The following is a 22,660-nucleotide window of genomic DNA, read 5'->3' as shown; positions in this document are numbered from 1 at the left end:
TCAGCGCTCCGGGGCGAAAAGGCCGGTGGACAGGTAGCGGTCGCCGCGGTCGCAGACGATGAAGGCGATCACCGCGTTCTCCACCTCGTCGGCGATGCGCAACGCGCCGGCGAGCGCGCCGCCGGAGGAGACCCCGGCCAGGATGCCCTCTTCGCGGGCCAGGCGACGCATGTGCTGCTCGGCCTCCTGCTGGCCGATGTCCAGTACCCGGTCGACGCGACTGGCGTCGAAGATGCTCGGCAGGTACTGCGGCGGCCAACGGCGAATGCCGGCGATACTGGCCCCGTCCTCGGGCTGCAGGCCGACGATCTGCACCTCGGGATTGCGCTCCTTGAGGTAGCGCGACACACCCATGATGGTGCCGGTGGTGCCCATGGAGCAGACGAAGTGGGTGATGGTGCCGCCGGTCTGCTCCCACAGCTCCGGTCCGGTAGTGCGATAGTGGGCCAGCGGATTGTCGGGGTTGGCGAACTGGTTCAGCGGCTTACCTTCACCGCGGGCGACCATGGTCTCGGCCAGGTCGCGGGCCTCCTCCATGCCCCCTGTCTCGCTCACCTCGATCAGCTCGGCCCCGTAGGCGGCCATGGCCTGCTTGCGCTCGGCGGAGGCGCTCTCCGGCATGATCATCACCATGCGATAACCCATGATGGCGGCCGCCATCGCCAGGGCGATGCCGGTGTTGCCGGAGGTCGCCTCGACCAGGGTATCGCCGGGAACGATCTCGCCCCGGGCCTCGGCCTGCTGGATCATGGAGAGCGCCGGACGATCCTTGACCGACCCGGCCGGATTGTTGCCCTCCAGCTTGGCCAGCAGAGTGTTGCCGCGCCCGGCGGTGATGCGCTTGAGGCGGACCAGCGGCGTATGGCCGACAGTCTCCTCGAGAGTGGGGAAATGCATGTCACCTTCCTGATGAATCCGTCTTTTCGGCATTATATCCGTGCCACCCCATGCTGGACAGGCATCCACCCACGCTGTGGCATACTGGGCGCCGATCCACCGACTGACGAGCCCGCCATGTTCCTGAAGACGCGCCTGATGCTGTCGATCCTCGGCCTGCCGCTGATGCTGCTGACGCTGCTGGCCGGCGTGGCCGTGGTCCTCGAGGACCGCCAGGATCGGGCGGCGCTGCGCGAGACTCTGAGCCAGGGTACCAGGCTGCTCGCTCCGAGCCTTGGCGAGGCGCTGGCGGCGGGCGATGAGCGGGCGCTGTCACGTCTGGGCGAGCGCCTGATGGCCCTGCCTCATGTCGAGTCGCTGAGCGTTCAGGATGGCCACGGAGAGCTTCGCCTCACCCTCGGCCAACTCGGCAAACCGCCGACACCGCCGAGGGACGCGGCCCCGCAACTGCTCGAGCAGGGCCTTGTCTGGCGCTGGCAGACGCCCCTGCCGAGCCCGGGGACAGCCACGGCCTGGCTGACCCTGGACGTCGACACCACGCCCCTGCTGCTGTCTCGCTATCGCCTCATGGCCAGTGCCGGGCTGGTGCTGATGCTCGCCGGGCTGCTGCTGCTCCTGGTCGGCTTCGCCGTCACGCGGCGCGTGACCCAGCCCCTGGAAGATGCCGGGCGTGCCCTGGAGCGCCTCGCCTTCGGCATGGTGCCGGCGCGCCTGGCGCCGCCGGCCTCGCCGGAGCTCGGCTCGCTGACCCGGCGCGTCAACGATCTCGCCGACCACCTGGCCGCGTCCCGGGACGACCTGCAGGCGCAGATCGAGCAGGCCACCAATGAGCTCCAGGAGTCCATGGAGACCATCGAGGTCCAGAACATCGAGCTGGACATGGCCCACCGCCGCGCCGTGGAAGCCAACCGGGTCAAGTCGGAGTTCCTGGCCAACATGAGCCACGAGATCCGCACCCCCCTCAACGGCATCGTCGGCTTCTGCCGCCTGCTCGGGCGTTCGCGACTGGAGCCGCGACAGCGCGAGTGGCTGGACCACGTGCAGCGCGCCTGCGACAACCTGCTGATGCTGGTCAACGACGTGCTGGACTTCTCGAAGCTGGAGGCCGGACGGGTCGAACTGGAGACACTGCCGCTGGACATGGTCGCCCTGGTCGACGAGGTGCTTGGCCTGCAGGCGCCGCTCGCGCAGCACAAGCACCTGAGGCTGCTTGGCCTGGTCTTCGACGACGTGCCCGCCGACCTCAAGGGTGACCCGCTGCGCATCCGCCAGGTGATCACCAATCTGGTTAACAACGCCGTGAAGTTCACCGATCGGGGTGAAGTGATCGTGCGCGTCATGCTGGAAGAGGCCGAGACCGACCGGGTGCTCCTGCGCATCGGCGTCAGCGACACCGGCATGGGCCTCAGTGAGGAGGCCTGCCGCCGACTGTTCCAGGCCTTCCACCAGACCGATATCAGCCACTCTCGGGAATTTGGCGGCACCGGCCTGGGGCTTGCCATCAGCCGTCAGCTGGTCGAGCAGATGGGCGGCGAGGTGAGCGTGGAGAGTGTTCCTGGCGAGGGCTCGACCTTCTCCTTCACCCTGCCGCTTGAGGGCAACGCCGAGGCCGAACGCCTCCCCGAGCTTCGCCTGCAGGGCGATACCGTTGCACTCGACGAATCCCATCTACCCACTCGACGGGCCCTCGAGCACCTGATGCGTCGCTGGGATGCGCGGGTCGTCACGGCGACCCAAGCCGCCGCCGAACCCGGCGTCGCGCTGGCCGTGGTGGCGCTCGACGCCGAGGATCTCGAGGCCGCCTCGCTGGACGTTTGGCGGCGGCGACTGGAGCAACTGGCCTGCCCGGCCCTGCTGCTGGTCAACGCCGGCCTACCCGATCTCCCCGCCCTGCCCCTGCCGCATGGCGGCGAGATACTGACCAAGCCGGTCGCCCGCGCCACGCTGGTCCAGGCGATGCGCCGTCACCTGGCGCATACGCCTCAGGCCCTGCCAGCGCCAGGGTCTCCGCGAGCGCCCGCGAGCATGGCGCGGCTGCTGGTGGTCGACGACACCGAGTCCAATCGCCTGCTGATGCGCGAACTGCTGAGCGATGTCGGGGTCGCGGTGACCCTGGCGGCGAGCGGCTCCCAGGCGCTGACCCTGGCGCGCCAGCAGCGCTTCGATCTGGTGCTGATGGACATCCGCATGGCCGGCATGGATGGGCTGGAGACGACCCGGGCGCTGAGGAGGCTCGGCGGGGAGTGGCGGCGGGTACCGATCATCGCCGTCACCGCTCACGTGCAGAGCGAGCAGCGGCGAACGCTTCTGGAGAGTGGGCTCGACGACGTGCTGATCAAGCCGCTGGAGCCCCAGCGGCTCGTCCGGCTGCTCGAGGAGACCCTCGGCCTGACGATGCCATCGCGCCTGACTGCGGAGGCAACGACGATGCAGGACGACGGCCGGCAGAACGCGGGGCAGGAACTGGCCGTGGTCGACCTGGAGATCGGCACGCGACTCGCCGGCGGGCGCGAGGCGCTCGCCCGGGAGCTGCTCGAGAGACTGGCCGACTCGCTGCCGGAGAGCGAGCGGGCCATCCGCGATGCCGTCGAACGTCACGACGGCGAGGCCCTGCTGGATGCCCTGCACGCCTTGAACGGCGCCTGTCGCTACTGCGGCACTCCGCGCCTCGGGCTGCTGGCAGAGACCCTGGAGACGCGACTGAGATCACGCGGGCGGGAGTCCGTGGTGGCGCTACTGCCCGAGCTCTATGCCGCCATGGCCGAACTGCGCCGCTGGCAGGCGGATCAGCCCTCGAGCACGACGAAGGCCATGGCCAGTGCCTCCTCATCGGAGAGCGAGAGGTGAAGGGAGCGCACGCCGGCCGCCTCGGCCAGCGCCTGCGCCTTGCCGGAGAGCACCAGCGAGGGACGCCCCAGGGCATCGTTGACCACCTGGATCTCGGTCCAGCGCATGCCGTGGCGCAGCCCCGTGCCCAGCGCCTTGACGAAGGCCTCCTTGGCGGCGAAGCGCTTGGCCAGGAAGGCCGCCGGCAGCACGTGGCCGCGTAACCGCTCCCGTTCGAGCTCGCCGAGCAGACGCCGAGCGAAGCGCTCGCCGTGGCGCTCCATGGCCCGCTCGAAGCGCACCACCCGGGCGATATCGGTGCCGATGCCGACGATCATCGGCAGCAGCCTGCCTCGTCCTCGTGGCCATGGTCGTGATCATGGTCGTGATCGTGCTCATCGAGGGCCGCCAGCAGGCCGGCCTCCTGGCCGGCGATGGCCAGCCGCTTCATCTCGACCACGGCCTCCTTGAGCCCCACGAAGAGCGACCGGGCGATGATCGCATGGCCGATATTGAGCTCGTGGACACCGGGCAGCGCGGCCACGGCCTCGACGTTGTGGTAGTGCAGGCCGTGGCCGGCATTGACGGTGAGGCCAAGCTCGCAGGCCATCTCGGCGGCGGCGGCGAGCCGCGCATGCTCGCGACGCGCGGCCGCCCCCGTGGCCTCGGCGTAGGCGCCGGTATGCAGCTCGATCACTGGCGCCCCGACCCTGGCGGCGGCGGCGATCTGCTCGGGCTCCGGGTCGACGAACAGTGACACCTCGCAGCCCGCCGCCGCCAGGCGCCGACAGGCCTCGCCGATCGCCTCCTGGCTACCCGCCACGTCGAGCCCGCCCTCGGTGGTCAGCTCCTCGCGCTTTTCCGGCACCAGGCAGACGTGGGCGGGGCGCAGCTCCTCGGCCAGGCGCAGCATCTCCTCGGTCACGGCCATCTCGAGGTTCATGCGGGTATTGAGCACCTCGGCCAGCAGGCGCACATCGCGCTCCTGGATGTGGCGACGATCCTCGCGCAGGTGCACGGTGATGCCGTCGGCGCCGGCCTCCTCGGCGAGCAGGGCTGCCTGGACGGGATCGGGGTAGCGCGTCCCCCGGGCCTGGCGAAGAGTGGCGATGTGGTCGATGTTGACGCCGAGCAAGATACGCGGGGGATGCATGGGGACTCCAAGGGGTCGAAAAATCAGGAATTAAGCCACTCGCCTGAGCCGTGGGCTCGGGGCTGATCCGGCGGCAGCCCTGCGAGGAGACGCTATGAACCCATCCCTGAGCGCTACCGATGCCATCCGTGGCATAGGACCTCCTCTTCGGTCTACCCCCGGCGCCCCTCGCGGTCATGGCGAGACGTGCCAGAAAGTCATCAGTGTGAACCGGCCCGCCGACGCTGGGCAAGCTGGCGCATCAGCTCTCGGGAGCGCAGCGGGCGCGAGCCTAGCAGCGGTGCCAGGGCCCGCCGCGTGATCGCCTTGGCCGGCCCGGCGAGCCCCGGCTCGTCCCAGCCGCCCCTGGCCAGCAGCCGGAGGGTGCGCCCATCGATGCCGCGCTCGGCGACCACGAAGGCGCGCGAGCCATGGTCCAGATCATAGCGGCCCTGGGGATCGAGCTCGCCGCCCTCGGGGTCGGTGAAGCGCGGCAGGGCATCGAGCGCCTCGAGCACCGCCACCTCCAGCCGACGCAGCGAGGCGGCCCGCCCCTCCGGGCGCGGCAGCGCCTCCAGCATGGCGGTGTAGTAGGCGAAGGTCTCGGCGACGGGCAGCTCCACCGGCAACACCCGGGTCAGCAGCTCGTTGGCATAGAGCCCACAGAGCAGGCCTTCGCCTGCCAGCAGCGCCGCGCTGCCGCGCCCCTCCATCAGTCGCAGGCGTTTGAGCTCGCCCTCCCCGGCCCAGGTGACGTGCATCGGGGCGAAGGGCTGCAGCCGGGTGCGGGCGCGGCTGCCCGGGCGCTGCACGCCCTGGGCCACGGCCCGCACCCGGCCATGCTGCAGGGTCAGCAGATCGACCAGGGCACTGGTCTCGCGATAGGGACGCTTGTGCAGCAGGAAGGCCGGTTCGGGGGTCATCGCGGCGTCATGGCATCAGTCCAGGTCGTAGCCCAGGCTCTTCAGGGCCCGCTCGTCGTCGGACCAGCCACTCTTGACCTTGACCCAGAGGTTGAGCATCACCTTGGCGCCCAGCGCGCGCTCCATGTCCAGGCGCGCCTCGCGGCCGATGCTCTTGATCCGATCGCCTTTCTCGCCGATCAGGATCTTCTTCTGACCTGCCCGTTCGACGAGGATCAGGGCGCTGACGTGCACTACCCGCCCCTCGTCACGGAACTCCTCGATCTCGACGGTCATCTGGTAGGGCAGCTCGTCGCCGAGCTGGCGCATCACCTTCTCGCGCACCAGCTCGGCGGCCAGGAAGCGCTGGCTCTTGTCGGTGACCTGATCCTCGGGGAAGTAGTGCACGCTCTCGGGCAGGTGCTTGGCGACCTCGGCCTCGAGCTCGGGCACATTGGTGCCGTGCTTGGCGGAGATCGGCACGATAGCGGCGAAGTCGCGGCGCGCACCGACCTGCTCTAGCCACGGCAGCAGGCTTGCCTTGTCCTGCAGGCGGTCGACCTTGTTGACGGCCAGGATCACCGGCGCCTCGACATGCTCGAGGCGCTGCAGCACTACCTGGTCCTCATCGCTCCAGCGGGTGCGATCGATGATGAACACCACGCAGTCCACGTCGCGCAGGGCCTGCACGGCGGCCTGGTTCATGAAACGGTTGATCGCCTTGTTGCGATCCTTGGCCAGGATGTGGATGCCCGGGGTGTCGACGTAGATGAACTGCGTCTGATCCTCGGTCTTGATGCCCATCACCTGGTGGCGCGTGGTCTGGGGACGGCGCGAGGTGATGGAGATCTTCTGGCCGAGGATCCGGTTCATCAGCGTCGACTTGCCGACGTTGGGGCGGCCGACGATAGCCACGAAACCGCAGGTAGTGGTCATGATTGGCTCCCGGTGCCGTGGGTCTTGGTCGGTTCGAGCTGAGACAGGGCCTGTTCGGCGGCCAGCTGCTCGGCGTGACGACGGCTCGAGCCGACGCCTCGGGTGTGCTCGTCGAGCACCTCGACGTGACAATCGACGGTAAAGGTCTGGGCGTGCGCCTCGCCTTCCACCGAGGTCACCTCGTAACGTGGCAGGGCCACCTGACGGGACTGCAGGAACTCCTGCAGACGCGTCTTGGGATCCTTCTGGGTGTCCTCGAGGCTGATCGCTTCGAGGCGCTCGGCGTACCAGGAGAGCACGCGCGTGCGGGCCGTCTCCATGCCGGCGTCCAGATAGATCGCCCCGAGCACCGCCTCGACGGCATCGGCGAGGATCGAGTCGCGGCGGTGTCCTCCGCTCTTCATCTCGCCGGAGCCGAGCCTCAGGCATTCGCCGAAGGCCATCTCGCGGGCCAGTTCGGCCAGGGTCTTGCCCTTGACCAGGCGCGCGCGCAGCCGCGACAGCTGCCCTTCCCGCGCCTCGGGAAAGCGCCGGAAGAGCGCCTCCGCGATGACGAAGTTGACGATCGAGTCACCGAGAAATTCGAGGCGTTCGTTGTTCTGACCGCCGTAACTGCGGTGCGTCATGGCCAGCTCGAGCAGACCGGGATCGGCGAACGCATGACCGATGCGGCGGCTGAAGGCGTTGAGGGAGTTGCTCACGGAGCTCCTGAATACGTCGATATCAAAGGGTGTGTTCTCTCGCCGGGCCCGACGATCGGTCGGCCCCGGCAGGTGGGCCGGCTAACGCTCCACTCGCCACGGGATGCCAGTCGCTACTGGATGCGGCGCACGCTGGTAAAGCTCGGCAGGCCGCCATCCCAGTGCATCCAGACGGCGAAGGCCTTGCCGACGATGTTCTCCTCCGGCACGAAGCCCCAGTAGCGGCTGTCGTTGGAGTGATCGCGGTTATCGCCCATGGTGAAGTAGTGGCCTTCCGGCACCACCAGCTCGCGCACCTGGGGACCGGGGTCCCGAGGATTATTGTAGAGTCGGTGCTCGCGCTCGCCCAGCTGCTCGGCCAGCAGCAGCTCGGTGGGCGCCTTGACGGGCCCGGCCTCGAGCAGCCGCTTGGGCACCGCCTCGCCGTTGATGAAGAGCTGCTTGTCCTCATAGCGAATTCGATCGCCGGGCAGGCCCACGACGCGCTTGATGAAGTTCACCGACGGCTCGTCGGGAAAACGAAACACCATGACGTCGCCTCGTTCGGGGTCGTCGACCTCGACGAAGCGGGTATTGATCACCGGCAACCGCAGACCATAGGCGAACTTGTTGACCAGGATGAAATCGCCAATCTCGAGGGTCGGGCGCATGGAGCCGGAGGGAATCTGGAACGGCTCGACCAGAAAGCTCCTGAGCACCAGCACCACCAGCAGCACCGGGAAGAAGGAGCGGGCGTAGTCGACCGGCCAGGGCTCCTTGATCGCCCGCTCGCGCGCCCGTTCCCCGAGCCCCTCGGTGGTACCGGCCTCGACCGTGGCCAGTCGCTGCTGGCGGGCGGGGCGCCACCAGAGCAGATCGAGCAGCCAGATCACTCCGGTGACGGCCACGGCCACCACCAGCATCAAAGAGAAGTCCATGCGGTTATCCGTCCCTAGTCATTGACCCTGAGCACGGCAAGGAAGGCATCCTGAGGAATCTCCACTCGGCCGACCTGCTTCATGCGTTTCTTGCCCGCCTTCTGCTTCTCGAGCAGCTTCTTCTTGCGGCTCACGTCGCCCCCGTAGCACTTGGCGGTGACGTTCTTGCGCAGCGCCTTGACGGTGGAGCGCGCCACCACCTGCCCGCCGATGGCGGCCTGGATGGCTACGTCGAACATCTGGCGCGGAATCAGCTCCTTCATCTTCTCGACCAGCAGGCGGCCGCGGCTGTGGGCGTGATCGCGATGGATGATCACCGCCAGGGCATCGACGCGGTCGCCGTTGATCAGCACGTCAAGACGCACCAGCTGGGCCGCCTGGAAGCGCTCGAAGTTGTACTCCAGGGAGGCGTAGCCCTTGGAGATCGACTTCAGGCGATCGAAGAAGTCCATCACCACTTCACTCATGGGCAGCTCGTAGGTGAGCTGGATCTGGCTGCCGAGGAACTGCATGTCGAGCTGGGTGCCGCGGCGCTGCTCGCACTCGGTGATGACGTTGCCGACAAATTCCTGGGGCACCAGGATGCTGGCGCGCACGATGGGCTCGCGCATCTCCTCCACGTCGGCCATGTCGGGCAGCTTGGAGGGATTGGCGACGTAGACGATCTCGCCGTTTTTCATGGCGAGCTCGTAGACCACCGTGGGCGCGGTGGTGAGCAGGTCCAGGTCGTACTCGCGCTCCAGGCGCTCCTGGACGATTTCCATGTGCAGGGTGCCGAGGAAGCCGACCCGGAAGCCGAAGCCCAGGGCGTCGGAGTTCTCCGGCTCGTAGTCCAGCGAGGCGTCGTTGAGCGCCAGCTTCTCCAGGGCGTCGCGGAAGTCCTCGTAGTCGTCGGCGCTGACCGGGAACATGCCGGCGTAGACCTGGGGCTTGACCTTCTGGAAACCGGGCAGGCGCGCCACGTCCGGGGTCTTGGTGTGGGTGATGGTATCGCCCACCGGCGCGCCGTGGATGTCCTTGATGCCGGCGACCACGAAGCCGACCTCGCCGGCGCGCAGGATGCCGGTTTGCTTGCGCAGCGGCGTGAAGATGCCCACCTCGCCGACCGGCCAGTCACGACCGGTGGAGGTCATGCGAATCTTGTCGCCCTTCTTGAGGGTGCCGTCGAAGATCCGTACCAGCGAGACCACCCCCAGGTAGTTGTCGAACCAGGAGTCGATGATCAGCGCCTGCAGCGGCGCGCTGGGATCGCCCTTGGGGGGCGGAATGTCGCGCACCAGGCGCTCGAGCAGCGCGTCGATGCCCAGTCCGCTCTTGGCCGAGACCTGGCAGGCGTCGGTGGCGTCCAGCCCGATGATCTCCTCGATCTCGTGGCCCACTTTGTCCGGGTCGGCCTGGGGCAGGTCCATCTTGTTGAGCACCGGCAGCACCTCGAGGCCCTGCTCGATGGCGGTGTAGCAGTTGGCGACCGACTGGGCCTCGACGCCCTGGCCGGCGTCCACCACCAGCAGCGCCCCTTCGCAGGCGTAGAGCGAGCGGGAGACCTCGTAGGAAAAGTCCACGTGACCCGGGGTGTCGATGAAGTTCAGCTGATAGACGTTGCCGTCATCGGCATGGTAATCCAGCGTCACCGACTGGGCCTTGATGGTGATCCCGCGTTCACGCTCGAGGTCCATGGAGTCGAGCACCTGCTCCTTGAGCTCGCGCTCGGTCAGGCCTCCGCAGGTCTGGATCAGCCGGTCGGCCAGGGTCGACTTGCCGTGGTCGATGTGGGCGATGATCGAGAAGTTACGGATGTGCTTGAGGGGATCGGAGGTTGCGTCTTGGGACATCGAGTCGATTCTGCCTTGTGGGTGTCGGGCCACGGCCGACCCGACGGATCGCGAGGCGGTCGGCTGGCGGGCTCTGATGGAATGGCCGCCATTGTAGCGGGATGCGCCTGCCAGATACAGCGACCCGACGGCGGCGGCCGTCGGGTCGGGATCACACAGGGCCTTTTTCGAGGCCTCTCGCGCGCCCTGGCTGGGCTTGAGAGAACTGAGAGAGACCGGATAGAGGCCGGGAACAGCCCGGATCAGTCGCCGGAGAGCCGCATGGCGACGAACATCGAACGGCCATCGCGGAAGAGGCGCACCGGCACCGCGCGATCCTCGGGAAGATCGGCCACCAGGCTCGCGAGCTGATCGGGATCCTCGACGGCGCGATGGTCGATGCTGACCAGCACGTCGCCGACGCGCAGCCCCGCTGCGGCGGCAACGCCGTTCGGTTCGACCTCGGCCACCCGTACGCCGTGTTCGATGCCGAACTCCTCACGCGCGCCTTCCTGCAGCGGCTGCACGGCGATGCCGAGCCGGCCCGGGCCTTCATCCTGGGCGGCAGCGGGACCCTCGCGCAGCGCGTCGGGCCACTCACCAAGGGTCACGGTCTCCTCGCGGCGCTCGCCATCGCGCAGCAGGGTCAGCTCGACGTCGCTGCCCGGGAGCACCTGGCCGATCAGGCGCGGCAGGGTGCTGGACTGATCCACCTCGAGGCCGTTCACCGAGAGGATCACGTCGCCGGCCTCGAGCCCCCCGCGAGCGGCCGGGCCCTCGGGGTCCAGATCGGCGATCAGCGCGCCCTCGGCGGTCTCCATGCCGAAGGACTCGGCCAGATCGCGAGAGACCGGCTGAATCATCACCCCGAGCCAGCCGCGGCTGACCTGGCCGTCGTCGCGCAGCTGATCGGCCACGTCCATGGCGACGTTGATCGGAATCGCGAAGGAGAGCCCCATGTAGCCGCCGCTGCGGGTGAGGATCTGCGAGTTCACCCCGATCACCTCGCCGTCGAGGTTGAAGAGCGGGCCGCCGGAGTTGCCCGGGTTGATGGCCACATCGGTCTGAATGAAGGGCACGTAGGCGTCGCGGGGCAGCGTGCGGTCGATGGCGCTGATGATGCCGGCGGTCACTGAATGATCGAAGCCGAAGGGCGAGCCGATCGCCGCCACCCACTGACCCACGCGGAGTCCGTCGGAGTTGCCGAGCGCCAGGGTAGGCAGGTTGTCGGCATCGACCTTGAGCACGGCCACGTCGGTCTTGGCATCCGCGCCGACCAGCTCGGCCTGCAGCTCACGTCGATCGTTGAGGCGAACCACGATCTCGTCGGCCCCGTCGACGACGTGGGCGTTGGTCATGACGTAACCGTCCTCGTCGATGATGAACCCTGAGCCCAACGACTGGCGCTCCTCGCTGGGGCGCTGACCGTGTCCGGGCGGCATCTGGAACTGCTCACCAAAGCGATCGCCGAAGAAGTGACGGAAGATCTCGGGGATCTCCCGTCCCTCGAAGTCGTGGAAGGACGACCCACGCCCTTTCACCGTGCGCGTGGTGGAGATATTGACCACGCCGGGGGCGGCCTCCTCGACCAGCTCGGTGAAGTCCGGCAGGTCACGAGCCATGGCCGACTGCCAGGCCAGCAGTGCCGCGGCAAGCAGCATCCAGAGGGAAAGATGTCGCGTCATGCGTTTCATGAAGCACTCCTGGGTCGACGGGAAGGGATGACAAGCGCGTGCTATTTCTTACCGCGCTCGCGCCAAAAGGTTCAGAGCTCAGGGCGAGGCGGCGCCCGTCTCGGAGCGCCACGTCACCGAGTCGGCCACGCGAATCAGCACCCGCGGCGGCAGTTCGCCCATCACCACCACCTGGCGCGCCTGACCGCCCAGCTCACGACGGCGAACGGCGGCATGAGACACACCGAGTCGATGCAGGCCGGGCATCAGCTGGTCCTTGCCGGCCACGGGTTCCACGAACAGGCTGAGCGTCGCCAGGCCATCGCTGTAGACACGATGCCCGACGGTCTCGTCGTGGCGCGGGCTGCGGGTCTGCACCGGCTTGGCGATGAACCCCTCGGGCAGCCAGGCCGGACGCCAGGGGTCGTCCGGCGCGGGGCGCCGACGATCGAGGTCCACCGCCCCCTGATGGAGGCGGGGCCGGTTCAGCTGAGTGATCTGGAAGGTCTCCACCACGCGCCCCTGCTCATCGAGCAGGATCTGCTTAAGAGTCAGTCCCGTGGCGTTGTCGAGCCAGACGCGGTGGCCATAGCGAAGATCATCCAGGGGCTCGATGTCGAGGCGCACGGTATTTCGATTAGCGAGGCGCTCCTCGCCGCTCATACGCAGGCGATAGAGCCCCTCGAGGTGAGCCACGATGCCCGCCGGAGAAGCGGCCACCGCCGCATCGCCCTCGGCCCAGTGGAGGCGACCGATGCGCCCGCGCCGCTCGAAGACCACCGGTGGACCGTCCAGGAAGCGGGCCACCTCCCGCTCCACACCGTCAACCACATCGTGGGATAACGCCAGCGAGCGAACGCCGTCGCTGCCGATGCGAACGGCGCGCGCCTGAAAGGCGTAGCAGTGGTTGGCCCAGAGACTTCGTTCGAGCCAGGCCTCGGCACTCTCGGGAGTTGGTCGCGAGATCAGCACCTGACAGTCGAAGCGCTCGAACTCGCCACTGCCGGCATGATCGCTATCGCCAGGGGAGAAATCCGCCTGTTCAGCGGCGGGGTCATCGGTCTGAGCCGGCTCGGCCTGCGCGAGGCAAGCCTGCGGCAACGCCGCCAGCAGGCCGCTCAACAGGAAAACCGGGAGTCCTTTCGCGACCCCGTGGGTCGATCGACCCGAACGCATCAACGCTGGCCCAGCGACTCGCTGCCGGAAGCGCGCAGCAGCGGCATCCAGGTATCACCGCTGCCGTAGGCCGCGCCCTCGGCGTGACGATCCAGGTAAGATTGCAACAACTGAGCCTGCTGCTGATTGACGCGCGCGGACTGGCGCGGGGAGAGTACCAGCGGGGAATCGACGCCCGCGCCCACCGTCATCAGGCCCCGGCCATCGCCGGACGGCGTCTGGAAAAGCGGAAGGTCAGCAAGCGAGGGGCGACCACCGACTTGGGGTGCGGCCAGCTCAGACCCACCGAGGGCGGCCGGGCTCGCCTGCAGCTCTGGACTCGACATGGGCTGCGAAGGCATCTGGGCGGCCACGTCGGAGGGCACCTCGCGGCCGATGCCACCCTGATAGAACTGCACGCCGGTGATCACCATCAGCGACACGGCGGCGGCGATGCCGGCGCCGCGCATCAGCGACATGGAACGCCCCGTGCCGCCCTTGGCCTCGACCTGCGGCAACGGCTCGTCCTCGAGACGCGCCATGATGCCGGCGGAGAGATCGGTGGCGACATCGACCTCATGTTCCCGGCGCATCAGGCTGCGCATGAGATGGTAGCGCCGCCAGGTATCGGCCGCGTCGGGTGAATCATCCAGTGACTTCAGCACTCGACGCAGTTCAAGCTCATCCCCTTCGTTATCCATCAGGGCAGAAAGCGATTCCCGTGCGTTCTGACTCATTCTTCACACCTCACACTCGACAAGGCGACCCGCTCCGGGTCCTTTGACAGCCTGTATTTTCCGACATCGGCGCGTGTCGCCCTGGCCATGTCGGCATGTACGTTCCCGCGGGTGGCGGGCCGATCACCGCATATGACGTCGCAGACCGCGGACAGTTCAGCAAATCGACAAAAAACATGCAGTTTCCCGGCCCGAGCGACTTACTCGGTCACCGATTCCTGGTTACGCGCGGTGGTGACCAGCGGCCGGATATGCTGATCGACGGCCTCCCTGGCCCGGAAGATCCGCGAGCGCACGGTCCCCACGGGGCACTGCATGATGGCCGCGATGTCCTCATAGGAGAGCCCGTCGAGCTCTCGCAGGGTGATCGCCGTGCGCAGATCGTCGGGCAGCGCCTCGATCGCCTCGAAGATGGCCGACTCCAGCTGGTCACGCGCCATGGCCGCCTCGGGCGTCTCGGCATCGGCCAGCCGCCCGCTGTGGTCGACGATCTCCGCATCGACGATATCGAGATCGCTGCCCGGCGGACGGCGCCCCTTGGACACCAGGTAGTTCTTGGCGGTATTGATGGCGATGCGGTACATCCAGGTATAGAAGGCGCTCTCGGCGCGAAACTTGCCCAGCGCCCGATAGGCCTTGATGAAGGCCTCCTGTGCCACGTCCTGTACCTCCGCATGATCGTGCACGTAGCGACTGATCAGGCCGATGATCTTGTGCTGGTACTTCTTCACCAGTAGATCGAAGGCACGGCTATCCCCCTTCTGGGCTCGCTCGACGAGCTGCTGATCGGTTTCCCGGGTGCCCATTCAGGCCCTCCCTGAACGGAAAGGCGTGGATGACGACCCGAACTCGGGTCGCGAAAGCTGTGGTGTCGCTAACATAGTGTCAACCTGGGGCATGTCGCCGCTGAAGGATCAGGGTCGTGAGTCTCGAAGGGTACAAGTGTTCCTGTTTCTTGAACGTCCATCAAGCCGATCGACTCGCCGCATCGCCGGCAAGACCACTGCGACCGGTCCGACGGGCACCGTCGACGATTGAATTTGCCGGCCGCGCACGCGATAGTAGAAGCCAAATAATTTCGCCATCAGCGCAGACACGACACAGGAAGCACCATGTCAGAACAGCAGGTCAACAACCTCAACGTTCTCGCCCAGGACGTCTTGATCACTCCCGAGGCCCTCAAGCGGGAGATTCCGCTGACCGAGGCCGCGGAACGCACGGTGATCGAGGGACGCGAGACCATCCAGGCCATCCTCGACGGCCGCGACCCGCGCCTGCTGATGGTGGTGGGCCCTTGCTCCATCCACGACGTTGACGCCGCGCTGGACTACGCGCGCCAGCTTCGACGCCTGGCCGACGAGGTCAAGGACAGCCTCTACATTGTGATGCGCGTCTACTTCGAGAAGCCGCGCACCACGGTAGGCTGGAAGGGCCTGATCAACGATCCCCACCTCAACGGTTCCTTCGAGATCGAGGAGGGCCTGCACATCGCCCGCCGCCTGCTCGTCGGCCTCGCCGAGATGGGCCTGCCGCTGGCCACCGAGGCACTGGATCCGATCTCACCCCAGTACCTGCAGGACTGCATCAGCTGGTCGGCCGTCGGCGCCCGCACCACCGAGTCCCAGACGCACCGCGAGATGGCCTCCGGCCTCTCCGGCCCGGTGGGCTTCAAGAACGGCACCGACGGCAGCCTCGATGTCGCGGTCAACGCCCTGCAGTCGGTGTCGCACCCGCACAACTTCCTGGGCATCGACCAGGCCGGGCAGGTGGCGATCATCCGCACCCGCGGCAACGCTTACGGACACGTGGTGCTGCGCGGCGGCAACGGCAAGCCCAACTACGACAGCGTCAGCGTGGCGCTCGCCGAGCAGGAGCTGAAGCAGGCCGACCTCAAGCCCAACATCATGATCGACTGCTCGCACGCCAACTCCAACAAGGACGCGGCCCTTCAGCCGCTGGTGCTGGAGAACGTCACCAACCAGATCCTCGAGGGCAACCACTCGATCATCGGGTTGATGGTGGAATCCAACCTCGGCTGGGGCAACCAGAAGATGACCAAGGATCCCAGCGAGCTGAAATACGGCGTGTCGATCACCGATGCCTGCATCGACTGGGACACCACCGTCGAGGCGTTCAAGCGCATGAACGAGAAGCTTGCCCCGGTGCTGGCCAAGCGCCATCAGGCCGCCTGAGCCGTTCCCCGCGCGATGCGCGATCACAAGACGAGACGGGCCCGCCATATGGCGGGCTCGTCTCGTTAGCGCAGCTGGCTAGGTGTCTATCGGAAGACAGGCCCGCCTGTTGGATAGACCTGCTCCATGCGCTAGGCCTGACTCGCCGCGCGGCTGCGGATCAGCTCAGCCGCCCAGGGCAGCGCCTCGGGATAGGCCGCGGCGTCCAGCACGAACTCCTGGCCCCGAGCCACGGCCTTGAGCTCGGTGTACTCCGCCTGCTGTCGCCAGCGGTCGAGGTCGGCGTGATAGGAGAGCGGCGGACGGCCGTGGTGCGGATACCACCAGGACGGGAGCCGCCAGTCGGTGACGTTCGCCGCATCCGGTGCGGTGAGCCGCAGGGTCGGCGCGTCATGGGAGAAGACGCCGGCACCCGACAGGGTCTCGGCGAGACCATCGATGGTCAGATGTCGACGGGCGAGATAGAGCACATTGTTGCTCTCCCGGCGCTGGCAGTGCGGATGATCGCTCGCCCAGGCCATCTCGGCCGGCAGCGGGCCGTCCAGGGGCAGCATGCGCTCCACCTGCATCCAGCCCCAGAGCACGTGACGGGGCCGCGCGTCCCGCACGAAGCCCCAGCCGTCGCGACCTCGCGCGACCTGCCGGAAGAGCCCGAAGAACAGAAACAGATCCCCCGGTCCGACACCCTGGTTACGGAGGTGGCCCTGCGCCTGGCCCATCTGACCAAACAGCGGCCGCCAGCTCGGCCGGCGCGGCAGGCTCTCTTCCAGCAGATCGGGATCGAGGTGCGCCCGGTGTCGGGCGGTAAGCCGGCCCCGGGTCAGGTCACTGACCAGGGGTGCCAGCGGTTCGCCGTCCTGGGTGAGCTCGCCATAGGTCGTGAGGGAGTGTACATCGGGGATGGGCAGCACGATCAGCCGCCCGTCGGGCAGGATCGGGCTCGGCACGCCACCGGCGGCGCTGTCGAAGCCCTTGCGACTGAGGATCAGCCTCATGTCGCGCCCTGCACCACCCCGTCGATCTCGCGCACGAAGGGCGGCAGGGCATCGAGCAGCGCGCGGCCGTAGCGGCGGGTCAACACCCGTCGATCGAGCAGCGTGATGCGACCCTGGTCGGCCTCCTTGCGGATCAGCCGACCGCAGGCCTGCACCAGCTTGATCGAGGCGTCGGGCACGCTGATGCGCATGAAGGGATTGCCGCCGCGGCTCTCGATCCACTCGGCCAGCGTCGCGCCCACCGGGTCGTCCGGCACCGAGAAGGGCAGCCGGGTGATCACCACGTGGGTCAGGTAGTCGCCGGGCAGGTCGATGCCTTCGGCGAAGCTCGCCAGGCCGAAGATGATGCTGCCCTCCCCCGCATCCACCCGCGCCCGATGCCGAGTGATCAGCTCGCGTTTGGGCAGGCGGTCCTGCGCCAGCACGCGCTCACGCCGCTCCCTGGAGAGCGCCTTCTCCACGCCGCGCAGCTGCGCTCGCGAGGAAAAGAGCATCAGCACCGCCTCCTGCTCGCCGAGGGCCTCGACGAAATCGACGATGGCCCGCTCGTGGCCCTCGCGGTCGGCGGGATCGACCGCCTCGCGGGGCACGCTGAGCACCGCCCGGGAGTAGTCGAAGGGGCTCGGCAGGCGCTGGTAGCGGTAACGATTGGCGAGCCCCGCCCGCTCCTGGAGCCGTTCGAAGCGCCCGAGCGCGGTGAGGGTGGCCGAGGTGATCACGGCACCATAGGTGCTGCCCCAGAGGTTGCGCGCCAGGGTGTGCGCGGCGGAGACCGGGCTCGCCGAGAAGCTCAGCTCCGGCTCGCCGTTGAAACGCTCCAGGGTCAGCCAGCGCGCCCGAGGCGGCTCGCCATCGGGATCGAGCTCGGCGAAGGCCAGCCAGAGGGCATGAGCCTCCAGGGCGCGACCGTGCAGCAGCGCCACCAGCGGCAGCCAGGCCTCGGCCTGCTCCCGGGGCAGGCCAGTGTGCTTGTCCGGGTCGAGGCTCTCGCGCAGGATGTCCGCCATGGACTCCAGGGTCCGCGCGAGTTCGGCGAAAAGCGTTACCAGGCCGTCGGCGTGCTCGCGCAGCGCCTCGGGCACCCGCCCCATCTCGAAGCGATGGTGCCGGCTCTCTTCGCCCTCACCCAGCCCCTGGGGCCGCCCGGCGAGCTGGTGACCCATCGCGAACGCCTCACCGAGGCGCGGCTCCAGCACGTTGATCGCCTCCGGCAGCCCGGACAGCAGGCGAGCCAGGGTCGGCTGCACGGCTAGCGCCTGGTTGAGCTCGGTCAGCGAGCTCTTCAGGGTGCGCAGCCAGCGCAGCGCCCCGCCGACGGCGACGCGATGGGTGAAGTGCTGCAACGCCTTGTCGGGCAGGTGATGGCCCTCGTCGAAGACGTGGATGCAGTCGCCGGGGTCGGGCAGCACCACGCCCCCGCCCAGCGCCAGGTCGGCCAGCACCAGATCGTGATTGGCGACGATGATGTCGGCGCTGTCCAGATGACGGCGGGAGCGGAAGAAAGCGCAGGAGGCGAAGTGGCCGCAGCGGCGATTGGTGCACTGGCGATGATCCACGGTCAGGCGGCGCCAGTGGCCGTCGTCGATGGCCTCGGGCCAGCTGTCGCGATCGCCCTCCCAGCGCCCGTTGCCGTATGCGTCGCCGAGCTCCTTGACCAGCGCCTGGAAGTCGTCGCCGCCGCTGGCGAGCGACTGCTCGAAGAGCGACAGCGTCGGGTTCTCCTCGCCGCCATCGAGCGCCTGGTCGAGGCGCGCCACGCAGACGTAGCGGCCGCGTCCCTTGGCCAGGGCGTAGTCGAAGGAAAGCCCGCTATGAGTCTTCAGCGAGGGCAGGTCCTGATGGAGCACCTGCTCCTGCAGGGCCACGGTGGCGGTGGCGATCACCAGGCGCTTGCCGCGGGCCTTGGCCACCGGCAGGGCGGCCAGCAGGTAGGCCAGCGTCTTGCCGGTACCGGTGCCGGCCTCGAGCACGCAGACATGTTCATCGCTTAAGCGTCGGCCGGCGTCGTCCGCCTCGATGCCCGCCAGGGTGCGGGCGATCTCGGCGATCATCAGCCGCTGCCCGTAGCGCGGGGTGAGCCCGAGGCCCTCGAGCACGCGCCGATAGGCCTCTTGGATCTCGCCCTTCAGGGCCTCGTCAAGCATGGGACGTCAGAGCAGCCCTTCCGGCGGATGTTCGCACGGCAGCTTGTCGTTGATGTAGCGCTCGATCTCCGGCAGGGAGAAGGCGTCTTCCTCGCCGACGAAGCTGATCGACACGCCCTTGGCGCCGGCGCGGCCGGTGCGGCCGATGCGGTGGACGTAGTCCTCCGGATCTTCCGGCAGGGTGTAGTTGATCACGTGGCTGACATCCTCGATGTGGATGCCGCGTCCCGCCACGTCGGTGGCCACCAGCACCTGAATCTTGCCCTCGCGGAACTTCTCGAGGGTCTCGATGCGCTGGTTCTGGGGCACATCGCCGGAGAGCATGGCGGCGTTGATGCCGGCCTTCTCGAGCAGGTCGTCGAGCTTGCGCACCAGATCCCGGCGGTTGCCGAAGACCATCACGCGCTCGAAGCTCTCCTGCTTGAGTAGGTTGACCAGCAGGCGTTGCTTGTCCTCGTCGCCGACCAGATAGACGCGCTGATCGATGTCGGCAGCGTTGTCGACGGTGACGGCGATATCGACGTGGGCCGGCTTGTGGGTCCACTGGCTGGCCAGGTTGAGAATGTCCTGGCTGAAGGTCGCCGAGAACAGGAAGGTCTGGCGCTGCTCGGTGTTCGGCGTGTGGCGGATGATGCGCTTGACGTCGGGAATGAAACCCATCGACAGCATCCGATCGGCCTCATCGAGTACCAGCACTTCCACCTGGGTCAGGTCGACGTCGCGCTTCTCATGGAAGTCCAACAGCCGGCCCGGGGTGGCGACGAGGATATCGAGCTTATCGCCCAGCGCCTCGCGCTGCTTCTGGTAGTCCATGCCGCCGACGACGCTGGCCACCTTGAGGTCGGTGAAGCGCGCCAGTGCCTTGGCGTCCTTCTCGATCTGCAGCGCCAGCTCGCGGGTTGGAGCCACGATCAGTGCTCGCGGCGCCCCTGGCTTCTGGGCGTTGGGCGCCTCCTCCTCGAGGAAGTAGGCCAGGATCGAGATCAAAAAGGCCGCGGTCTTGCCGGTGCCGGTCTGGGCCTTGCCCACCACGTCGCCACCCAGCAGGGTCTGGGCCAGCGCCTCGGCCTGGATCGGCGTGCAGTATTCGAACCCCAGGGCATGAATCGCCCGCATCAGCGGCAGCGGCAGATCGAAGTCATGGAAGCGCCACTTGCCCGCGACAGCGGGAACCTGGAACTGGCGCAGATCCCAGTTCGACTGACGACGCCGCGGCTTGCGCCGACGACGCTTGGGCTTGCGGTTCTGGGCCGGTGCTGTGGTCTGTTCCGACTCGCTCATAGGCTGTGCTGTCTTGTCCGTATGGGTGGATGGGGTGCGTGACGCAAACGGCCATTGTAACAGCCTCCGGCGACGAGGGCGCCCCCGGACGCCTGCCGGCGGTTGATTGCTGTCAGCCGGCGGGCCTCGACTGCTAGAATAGCGCCCTTACATGCAGGAGTTGCACCATGACACGCCAAAAGAAGACCCGGTCGCTGGCCGATAAGGTGAAGATCCGCACCGGCAAGCGCAAGGATTTCAAGAAGTGGCGGCACGAGAATCCCGATCAGGTGACCTCGTCGACCCGCTATACCCAGAAGAAGCGCCAGCAGCGCAAGCTGCAGGCGGCGCGCAAGCAGGCCCGCCAGGAAGCGGGGCCGTCCATCGCGATCCACCCCGACACGACCGAGCACAAGGACGACTGACCGATGCGCCTGGTGTCATTCAACATCAACGGCATTCGTGCCCGCCTGCACCAGCTCGAGGCCCTGATCGAGGCCCATCGCCCGGCGGTGATCGGCCTGCAGGAGACCAAGGTCCAGGACAGCGAGTTTCCCATGGCCGCCGTGGAGGCGATGGGCTATCGCGTCGAGTTCCACGGCCAGAAGGGCCACTACGGCGTGGCCCTGATGATCGACACGGCCCAGTGCGGCGAGCCCGAGGCGATCTTCAAGGGCTTCCCCGACGACGGGGACGACGCCCAGCGCCGCATGATCGGCGCGCGCTTCACACCGAATGGCGGCACGCCGATCACGGTCTGGAACGGCTACTTCCCCCAGGGCGAGAACGTCGAGCATCCGGTGAAGTTTCCCCACAAGCGGGCCTTCTATGCCCAGCTGCAGCGCCTGCTGGAGACCCAGCATCGTGCCGATGAGCACCTGGCGGTGATGGGTGATTTCAACATCTCCCCCGAGGACATCGACATCGGCATCGGCGAGGCCAACCGCAAGCGCTGGCTGCGCGAGGGCAAGACCAGCTTCCAGCCCGTGGAGCGCGAGTGGCTGGCCGGCATCAAGGCCTGGGGCCTGACCGACAGCTACCGCCTCCGCTACCCGGACGTCGACGATCGCTTCAGCTGGTTCGACTACCGCTCCCGCGCCTTCGAGCGCGACCCCCGGCGCGGGCTGCGCATCGACCATATCCTGGTCACGCCCCCGCTCGCCGAACGCGTCGCGGACGCCGGCATCGACTATGAACTGCGCGCCATGGAGAAGCCCTCGGATCACGCCCCGGTCTGGACCGAGCTCTCGCTCTGATCGGCGATCGCCGAGGCGTCCTCGCCCGCCGCGTCGGGCAGCGTGGCGAGCCACGCCTCGGCCTCCTCGGCGCCCAGAGCGCGGGCCCGCCTCAGGGCGCGGCCCGCCAGCGCCTTCTCTCCCCAGCCGCGGGCCAGCTGGCCCAGGCGCAGCCAGTCGGTTGCCCGCTCGCTCTCGCGAGCGACCGCCTCCCAGGCCGAGAGCGCCCGGCCATGATCGCGCGCCGCCTCCCAGGCCGTGGCCAGCAGCCGCCGGTGACGGGCATCGATCGCCAACACGCCATCCTCTAGCCCTCGCTCCAGGTGCTCGGCCGCCCGCGCCGGCGTCCCGCCGGCCAAGTGCAGCCGGGCCAGGCGCAGTAGATCCTCCTTTCCCGTCAGATGCCCCCGCTGCCAGCCGACCTCCCAGAGCGCCGCGGCGAGCCCCGGATCGCCGAGGCGCTGAGCCAGCGCCGCGGCGCGTCGCCACTGCGTCGGATCGGCCTCGCGCTCCAAATGCTCGCGCAGCAGCGCCAATGCCAAGGACTCGTGTCCCGCCTGCCGATAGATCGAGAGCGCCAATGCCCGGCGATCGGCCGACCAGGCGCCCGACGCAGCATCCAGCGCCTCGAGCCGCGCAGCGGCCGCCTCCCAGCGCTCGAGCTCCGCCAGCCAAGCGATCAACCGCCAACGCTCGTCCATCGCCGGCGGGGCCGTCTCATCCAACCAGCGAGTCAGACGCTCCACGGCCAGGGCCGTGCGCCCCGCGGCCCGATACTGCAGCGCTGCCTCGCGACGCCGTGCCTGGCGCCAGGCCGCCGGGGCCGGATCGCTTCCCGCCGCGGCATCCAGCCACGCGGCGGCTCGTCCGTGCTCGCCCTGACGCGCCGCGGCACCGGCCGCCAGCTGCAGATAGAGGGCCCGCGCCCAGCGATCGGCGACGTTGCCCGCCGCCAAACGCTCGGCCTGCCGGCGCGCCTTGTCCTGTACCTCGACCAGCACCTCCGCGGGCGCTTCCGCGAGCCGGGCCTCGAGGCTCTGGAGATCGCGGATGAAGCTCCCGGGCAGGGCCGGCTGGGCCTGAACACCCGAGGAAACCAGCAGCAGGACGACTGACAGGATAGATAACAGGCATCGTGACATCGGGC

Annotated in this window: 20 protein-coding genes; 4 read left to right on the top strand and 16 right to left on the bottom strand. The window is 68.1% G+C overall.

Translation table 11 applies throughout. The features are described 5' to 3' along the window. On the bottom strand, window positions 1–897 hold the full coding sequence (gene cysM / locus BM388_RS01015; protein WP_089846269.1) for a cysteine synthase CysM: 897 nt from the start codon (window positions 895–897) through the stop codon (window positions 1–3). A gap of 117 nt (window positions 898–1,014) precedes the next feature. Here cysM and BM388_RS01010 point away from each other — a divergent pair, with 117 nt between their 5' ends. Further along, the gene (locus BM388_RS01010; protein WP_089846267.1) at window positions 1,015–3,744 is read left to right on the top strand and encodes an ATP-binding protein; all 2,730 of its coding nucleotides are present in this window, start codon (window positions 1,015–1,017) and stop codon (window positions 3,742–3,744) included. Here BM388_RS01010 and BM388_RS01005 read toward each other — a convergent pair. The 11 genes from BM388_RS01005 to rpoE form a co-directional block, all read right to left on the bottom strand. Next, complete coding sequence (locus BM388_RS01005; protein ID WP_089846265.1) at window positions 3,684–4,061, bottom strand: holo-ACP synthase; 378 nt, start codon at window positions 4,059–4,061, stop codon at window positions 3,684–3,686. The genes BM388_RS01010 and BM388_RS01005 overlap by 61 nt on opposite strands. After that, window positions 4,058–4,876, bottom strand: coding sequence for a pyridoxine 5'-phosphate synthase (pdxJ, locus tag BM388_RS01000; RefSeq protein ID WP_089846263.1), 819 nt, complete (start codon window positions 4,874–4,876; stop codon window positions 4,058–4,060). Before pdxJ ends, BM388_RS01005 begins: the two co-directional genes overlap by 4 nt. Before the next feature lie 200 nt (window positions 4,877–5,076). Continuing rightward, window positions 5,077–5,778 (bottom strand): DNA repair protein RecO, encoded by a 702-nt coding sequence (gene recO / locus BM388_RS00995; RefSeq protein WP_089846262.1) that lies wholly within the window; start codon window positions 5,776–5,778, stop codon window positions 5,077–5,079. Between the two features lie 15 nt (window positions 5,779–5,793). Further along, the gene (era, locus tag BM388_RS00990; RefSeq protein ID WP_089846260.1) at window positions 5,794–6,693 is read right to left on the bottom strand and encodes a GTPase Era; all 900 of its coding nucleotides are present in this window, start codon (window positions 6,691–6,693) and stop codon (window positions 5,794–5,796) included. Next, window positions 6,690–7,394: a ribonuclease III gene (rnc, locus tag BM388_RS00985; protein ID WP_089846258.1), complete on the bottom strand. Its 705-nt coding sequence runs from the start codon at window positions 7,392–7,394 to the stop codon at window positions 6,690–6,692. Before rnc ends, era begins: the two co-directional genes overlap by 4 nt. 113 nt (window positions 7,395–7,507) lie before the next feature. Beyond that, window positions 7,508–8,311: a signal peptidase I gene (lepB, locus tag BM388_RS00980; RefSeq protein ID WP_089846256.1), complete on the bottom strand. Its 804-nt coding sequence runs from the start codon at window positions 8,309–8,311 to the stop codon at window positions 7,508–7,510. Between the two features lie 14 nt (window positions 8,312–8,325). Then, window positions 8,326–10,143, bottom strand: coding sequence for a translation elongation factor 4 (gene lepA / locus BM388_RS00975; RefSeq protein ID WP_089846254.1), 1,818 nt, complete (start codon window positions 10,141–10,143; stop codon window positions 8,326–8,328). A 242-nt stretch (window positions 10,144–10,385) separates the two neighbouring features. Further along, window positions 10,386–11,816, bottom strand: a complete 1,431-nt coding sequence (locus BM388_RS00970; protein ID WP_089846252.1) for a DegQ family serine endoprotease — start codon at window positions 11,814–11,816, stop codon at window positions 10,386–10,388. A 78-nt stretch (window positions 11,817–11,894) separates the two neighbouring features. Continuing rightward, complete coding sequence (locus BM388_RS00965; RefSeq protein WP_245781420.1) at window positions 11,895–12,917, bottom strand: MucB/RseB C-terminal domain-containing protein; 1,023 nt, start codon at window positions 12,915–12,917, stop codon at window positions 11,895–11,897. A 53-nt stretch (window positions 12,918–12,970) separates the two neighbouring features. Next, window positions 12,971–13,687, bottom strand: coding sequence for a sigma-E factor negative regulatory protein (locus tag BM388_RS00960; protein ID WP_089846248.1), 717 nt, complete (start codon window positions 13,685–13,687; stop codon window positions 12,971–12,973). A 200-nt stretch (window positions 13,688–13,887) separates the two neighbouring features. After that, complete coding sequence (gene rpoE, locus BM388_RS00955) at window positions 13,888–14,493, bottom strand: RNA polymerase sigma factor RpoE (RefSeq protein WP_089846246.1); 606 nt, start codon at window positions 14,491–14,493, stop codon at window positions 13,888–13,890. Window positions 14,494–14,799: 306 nt separating this feature from the next. Here rpoE and BM388_RS00950 point away from each other — a divergent pair, with 306 nt between their 5' ends. After that, window positions 14,800–15,879, top strand: coding sequence for a 3-deoxy-7-phosphoheptulonate synthase (locus BM388_RS00950; protein ID WP_089846245.1), 1,080 nt, complete (start codon window positions 14,800–14,802; stop codon window positions 15,877–15,879). A 131-nt stretch (window positions 15,880–16,010) separates the two neighbouring features. Here the strand turns inward: BM388_RS00950 and BM388_RS00945 are convergent, their stop codons facing one another. From BM388_RS00945 to rhlB, 3 genes are read right to left on the bottom strand one after another with little or no spacing between them, the layout of a single operon-like run. Beyond that, window positions 16,011–16,874 carry an Nmad3 family putative nucleotide modification protein gene (locus BM388_RS00945; RefSeq protein WP_089846244.1) on the bottom strand — a complete coding sequence of 288 codons (864 nt, stop codon included), beginning with the start codon at window positions 16,872–16,874 and terminating at the stop codon, window positions 16,011–16,013. Continuing rightward, window positions 16,871–19,018: an ATP-dependent DNA helicase DinG gene (dinG, locus tag BM388_RS00940; RefSeq protein ID WP_089846242.1), complete on the bottom strand. Its 2,148-nt coding sequence runs from the start codon at window positions 19,016–19,018 to the stop codon at window positions 16,871–16,873. Before dinG ends, BM388_RS00945 begins: the two co-directional genes overlap by 4 nt. 6 nt (window positions 19,019–19,024) lie before the next feature. Beyond that, window positions 19,025–20,299 (bottom strand): ATP-dependent RNA helicase RhlB, encoded by a 1,275-nt coding sequence (gene rhlB, locus BM388_RS00935; protein WP_089846241.1) that lies wholly within the window; start codon window positions 20,297–20,299, stop codon window positions 19,025–19,027. A gap of 167 nt (window positions 20,300–20,466) precedes the next feature. Between rhlB and BM388_RS00930 the strand changes: the two genes are divergently transcribed. Together BM388_RS00930 and xthA are read left to right on the top strand one after the other, a co-directional pair. Further along, entirely contained in the window at window positions 20,467–20,703 is a 237-nt protein-coding gene (locus tag BM388_RS00930) for a hypothetical protein (RefSeq protein WP_089846239.1), read from the top strand. Between the two features lie 3 nt (window positions 20,704–20,706). Next, window positions 20,707–21,534, top strand: coding sequence for an exodeoxyribonuclease III (gene xthA / locus BM388_RS00925; RefSeq protein WP_089846237.1), 828 nt, complete (start codon window positions 20,707–20,709; stop codon window positions 21,532–21,534). On the opposite strand, the gene BM388_RS00920 is transcribed toward xthA, so the two are convergent. Continuing rightward, on the bottom strand, window positions 21,501–22,655 hold the full coding sequence (locus BM388_RS00920; protein WP_089846235.1) for a hypothetical protein: 1,155 nt from the start codon (window positions 22,653–22,655) through the stop codon (window positions 21,501–21,503). The two genes, xthA and BM388_RS00920, sit on opposite strands and share 34 nt — an antisense overlap. Between the last annotated feature and the right edge of the window lie 5 nt (window positions 22,656–22,660).

Origin of the sequence: Halomonas saccharevitans (assembly GCF_900116405.1) — a bacterium.
Classification (GTDB): domain Bacteria; phylum Pseudomonadota; class Gammaproteobacteria; order Pseudomonadales; family Halomonadaceae; genus Halomonas; species Halomonas saccharevitans.
This window is presented reverse-complemented; position numbering and strand designations above follow the sequence as displayed.